This window comes from Saccharomonospora iraqiensis subsp. iraqiensis, from assembly GCF_000430445.1.
Taxonomy (GTDB): Bacteria; Actinomycetota; Actinomycetes; order Mycobacteriales; family Pseudonocardiaceae; genus Saccharomonospora; species Saccharomonospora iraqiensis.
Genome location: NZ_KE387085.1, coordinates 31,874 through 35,655, shown reverse-complemented (window position 1 = coordinate 35,655; position 3,782 = coordinate 31,874). Strand labels below are relative to the sequence as shown.

The following is a 3,782-nucleotide window of genomic DNA, read 5'->3' as shown; positions in this document are numbered from 1 at the left end:
GCCCGGTCGCGGACCGGCTCGGCGAACTGCTCGGGGCCGACGTCCCGCTCGCGGGCGACGTCGTCGGCCCGGGTGCGCGGTCGGTGGCCGACGGGCTCGGCGACGGGCAGGTCGCCCTGCTGGAGAACGTGCGGTTCGATCCCCGCGAGACGAGTAAGTCCGCCGACGAACGTGGCGAGCTCGCCCGCGAGTTCGCCACGCTGACCGGCCCCGGTGGCGCGTTCGTCTCCGACGGCTTCGGCGTGGTGCACCGCGAACAGGCGTCGGTGTACGAGGTGGCGCGTGAACTGCCCGCCTACGCGGGCGGCCTCGTGCTGTCCGAGCTGGAGGTGCTGCGGACGCTGACCGGCGATCCGGAGCGGCCCTACACCGTGGTGCTCGGCGGCTCCAAGGTCTCCGACAAGCTCGCGGTGATCGAGGCGCTGCTGCCGAAGGTGGACCGGCTGCTCATCGGCGGCGGTATGTGCTTCACCTTCCTCGCCGCGCAGGGCCACGGGGTCGGCTCGTCGCTGCTGGAGCAGGACATGGTCGGCACCTGTGAGCGGCTGCTGGCCGAGGCGGGCGGCAAGCTCGTGCTGCCGGTCGACGTGGTGGCCGCGGACGCGTTCTCGGCCGAGGCGAACACCCGCACCGTGGCCACCACGGCGCTGGAGGAAGGCTGGATGGGGCTCGACATCGGCCCCGAGACCGTGGCCGAGTTCTCCGCGGCGATCGCGTCGGCGCGGACGCTGTTCTGGAACGGCCCCATGGGGGTGTTCGAGATGGCACCGTTCGCCGAGGGCACCCGGGGTGTGGCCCGGGCGATCGCGGACGCGGACGCGTTCAGCGTGGTCGGCGGCGGGGACTCCGCCGCCGCGGTCCGGGTGCTCGGGCTCGACGAACAGCGGTTCTCGCACATCTCCACCGGCGGGGGCGCCTCGCTGGAGTACCTGGAGGGACGCGAGCTGCCCGGCGTCGCCGTGCTGAGTGAGGAGCAGTGATGAGCCGCAAGCCGCTGATCGCCGGCAACTGGAAGATGCATCTCAACCACCTCGAGGCCATCGCCCTGGTGCAGAAGATCGCCTTCTCGTTGCCGGAGAAGTACTACTCGAAGGTCGACGTGGCCGTGCTGCCGCCGTTCACCGACCTGCGCAGCGTGCAGACGCTGGTGGACGGGGACAAGCTGCTGCTGACCTACGGCGCGCAGGACCTCTCGCCGCACGACTCCGGCGCGCACACCGGGGACGTGTCCGGGCCGATGCTGGCCAAGCTGGGTTGCTCCTGGGTGGTCGTGGGCCACTCCGAACGCCGGGAACACCACGGCGAGACCGACGCCGTCGTGAACTCCAAGGTGCGCGCGGCGTTCAAGCACGAGCTGACGCCCATCCTGTGCGTCGGGGAGTCCCTCGACGTCCGCGAGGCGGGTGAGCACATCGCGCACACCACCGGCCAGCTGATCGAGGGCCTCAAGGGGCTGAAGGCCGAGCAGGTGCGCGACGTCGTGGTGGCCTACGAGCCGGTGTGGGCGATCGGCACCGGGCGGGTCGCCACCCCCTCGGACGCCGAGGAGGTCTGCGCGGCGCTGCGGTCGGCCCTGGAGAGCAAGTACGGCGCCGAGCTCGCCGAGCAGGTGCGCGTGCTCTACGGTGGCTCGGTCAAGTCGAACAACATCGCCGAGCTGATCAAGTGCGACAACGTGGACGGTGCGCTCGTCGGCGGGGCCAGCCTCGACGGCGACGAGTTCACGAAGCTGTGCGCGCTCGCCGCGGGCGGCCCACTACCCTGACGGGGGCGCCGCCTGCGTTACCCTGGAGTTCCGCCACCCGCAGTACACAGAGGATGACATGAAGCTGTTCCTGCAAATCCTGTTGATCGTCTCCAGCGTGTTGCTGATCGTCGCGGTGCTGCTGCACCGGGGCCGTGGCGGCGGGCTCTCGTCGCTGTTCGGTGGCGGGATGCAGTCGAGTCTGTCCGGGTCGAGCATGGCGGAGAAGAACCTGGACCGCATGACACTCGGGCTCGGGGCGGTCTGGATGATCGCCATCGTGGGACTCGGCCTGCTCGTGAAACTCTGATCGATGCGGCGTGCCCGGCGCGGGTACGTCAACTGACTGGTGGGGTGACGAGATCATGGTTGGCGGTCACGCGATACGGGGCACGCGCATCGGTGCGGGTCCGTCCGGCGAGGCGGAGCGGGGGGAGGCCGCCCCGCGTCGCCGGATCTCCTACTGGTGTGCCAACGGGCACGAATCCCGGCCGTCGTTCGCGGTGGACGCGGAGACGCCGGGGGAGTGGGAGTGCCCGCGCTGCGGGCTCCCCGCGGGGCGGGACGAGCAGAACCCGCCGGCGGCTCCGCGCACGGAGCCGTACAAGTCGCACCTCGCGTACGTGAAGGAACGCCGCAGCGACGCCGACGGCGAGGCGATCCTCGCCGAGGCCCTCGACCGCATCCGGCGCCGCCGCGAGCCCTGACGCACCGGTGGTGCCGTGAAGGACTCCTTCGCTGCGTGTGCTGCGGCGAAGGAGTCCTTCACGGCGTCCGGGGCGGGGAAGGGGTCCTGCACGGCACACCCCGCCGGGTCAGGTGACGGGGTAGTGGGCGCGGACGCGGAAGCCGCCGTCCGGGGTCGTGCCGGTGTCGACGTCGCCGCCCAGCAGGCGGGCGCGTTCGGCCAGGCCCGCGAGACCATACCCGCCGCCGGAGGGCAGCGGGGTGTCCGCCGAGGCGCACGGTGCCCCGTTGCGCACCTCCACCCGCACCTGCTCCGGCGAGGTGGTCACGTCGACGTGCGCGGTGGCGCCCGGGGCGTGTTTGCGGACGTTGGTCAGGCACTCCTGGACCGTGCGGTAGGCCGCCGCCGACACCTGCGCGGACAGCGTGTCCGGCAGGTCGTCGGCCGTGAGCCGCACCGGTACCCCCGCGTTCCGCACGAGGTCGTCCAGGTCCCGCAGGTCCGGTGACGGTCCGTCCTCCGCGTCCGAGCGCAGGACCCCGAGCAGGGTGCGCAGTTCCTCCAGCGTGCGGGTGCTCAGGGTGCGGATCGTGGCCGCCGTGCGCCGGGTCTCGTCGTCGGCACTGGCCGCCGAGAGGGCCGAGGCCTGCATCGCGATGAGGGTGATGTCGTGCGAGACCCCGTCGTGCATCTCCCGGGCCAACCGGGCCCGTTCCTCCGCGCGTACCGCCTGGGCGTGCAGCTGCCGTTCGCGGTCCCGGCTCGCCGCGAGCTCGGCCAGCCGGGTGGCCAGCTCCGTCCGGGCACCGATCAGCAGCCCGATCGCCACCGGCATTCCCGCGACGATGACGCCGTAGATCGCGTCGAGCACGTGCATCCGCCAGCTCAACGCCAGCATCTCCGACCACGGCCAGAGCACGAACCGGCAGCACCACACCAGTGCCGCCCCCACCCACACGTGCCAGTGACACTGCTTGCGCGTGGCCAGGGAGCCGAGGGCGAACATCACCGCGAGTTGCGCCCAGCCCGCGAAGAACCCCGGCACCGCCAACACCAGCGCCAGGAACGGCAGCGGTCGGCGCAGCAGCAGCGCCGCGCAGCTCGCGGCGGACAGCCACACCGTGTACGGGGGTGCCTCGTCCGGCACCACCAGCCAGACGTCGAGGAGTGCGACCACGACGAACGCGATGTCGGCCACCCATCCCGGTACGGCGGGGCGGCGTTGGGTGTCCGGGTCGGTGCCGACGAGCTGGTCCACCAGTCGCCGCACCGGACCGCGGGGTGGGGGCGCGGGTTCCGGCGCCCGGTCCGGCGACACCGGGTCCGGCGACACCGGGTCCGGCGTCGCGT

General features: G+C 72.3%; 5 protein-coding genes. 4 read left to right on the top strand and 1 reads right to left on the bottom strand.

Annotated features, from left to right (window positions below; genetic code table 11):
* From ACTIR_RS22790 to ACTIR_RS0111015, 4 genes are all read left to right on the top strand, one after another.
* Positions 1-980: phosphoglycerate kinase (locus tag ACTIR_RS22790; RefSeq protein WP_034239458.1), on the top strand; the 980-nt coding region annotated here is incomplete at its 5' end.
* Positions 980-1,765 (top strand): triose-phosphate isomerase, encoded by a 786-nt coding sequence (gene tpiA, locus ACTIR_RS0111025; RefSeq protein ID WP_026454330.1) that lies wholly within the window; start codon positions 980-982, stop codon positions 1,763-1,765. The genes ACTIR_RS22790 and tpiA, both read left to right, overlap by 1 nt.
* A gap of 58 nt (positions 1,766-1,823) precedes the next feature.
* Positions 1,824-2,054, top strand: coding sequence for a preprotein translocase subunit SecG (gene secG / locus ACTIR_RS0111020; protein ID WP_007026858.1), 231 nt, complete (start codon positions 1,824-1,826; stop codon positions 2,052-2,054).
* Positions 2,055-2,109: 55 nt separating this feature from the next.
* Positions 2,110-2,451 carry an RNA polymerase-binding protein RbpA gene (locus ACTIR_RS0111015; RefSeq protein WP_007026859.1) on the top strand — a complete coding sequence of 114 codons (342 nt, stop codon included), beginning with the start codon at positions 2,110-2,112 and terminating at the stop codon, positions 2,449-2,451.
* A gap of 108 nt (positions 2,452-2,559) precedes the next feature.
* Here the strand turns inward: ACTIR_RS0111015 and ACTIR_RS0111010 are convergent, their stop codons facing one another.
* Positions 2,560-3,609, bottom strand: coding sequence for a sensor histidine kinase (locus ACTIR_RS0111010; protein WP_411431325.1), 1,050 nt, complete (start codon positions 3,607-3,609; stop codon positions 2,560-2,562).
* Positions 3,610-3,782: the final 173 nt, after the last annotated feature.

Excerpts from the sequence above, each read along its gene's own strand:
- ACTIR_RS0111015 (WP_007026859.1), top strand. The coding sequence starts at position 2,110 with ATGGTTGGCGGTCACGCGATACGGGGCACGCGCATCGGTGCGGGTCCG.
- tpiA (WP_026454330.1), top strand. The coding sequence starts at position 980 with ATGAGCCGCAAGCCGCTGATCGCCGGCAACTGGAAGATGCATCTCAAC.
- secG (WP_007026858.1), top strand. The coding sequence starts at position 1,824 with ATGAAGCTGTTCCTGCAAATCCTGTTGATCGTCTCCAGCGTGTTGCTG.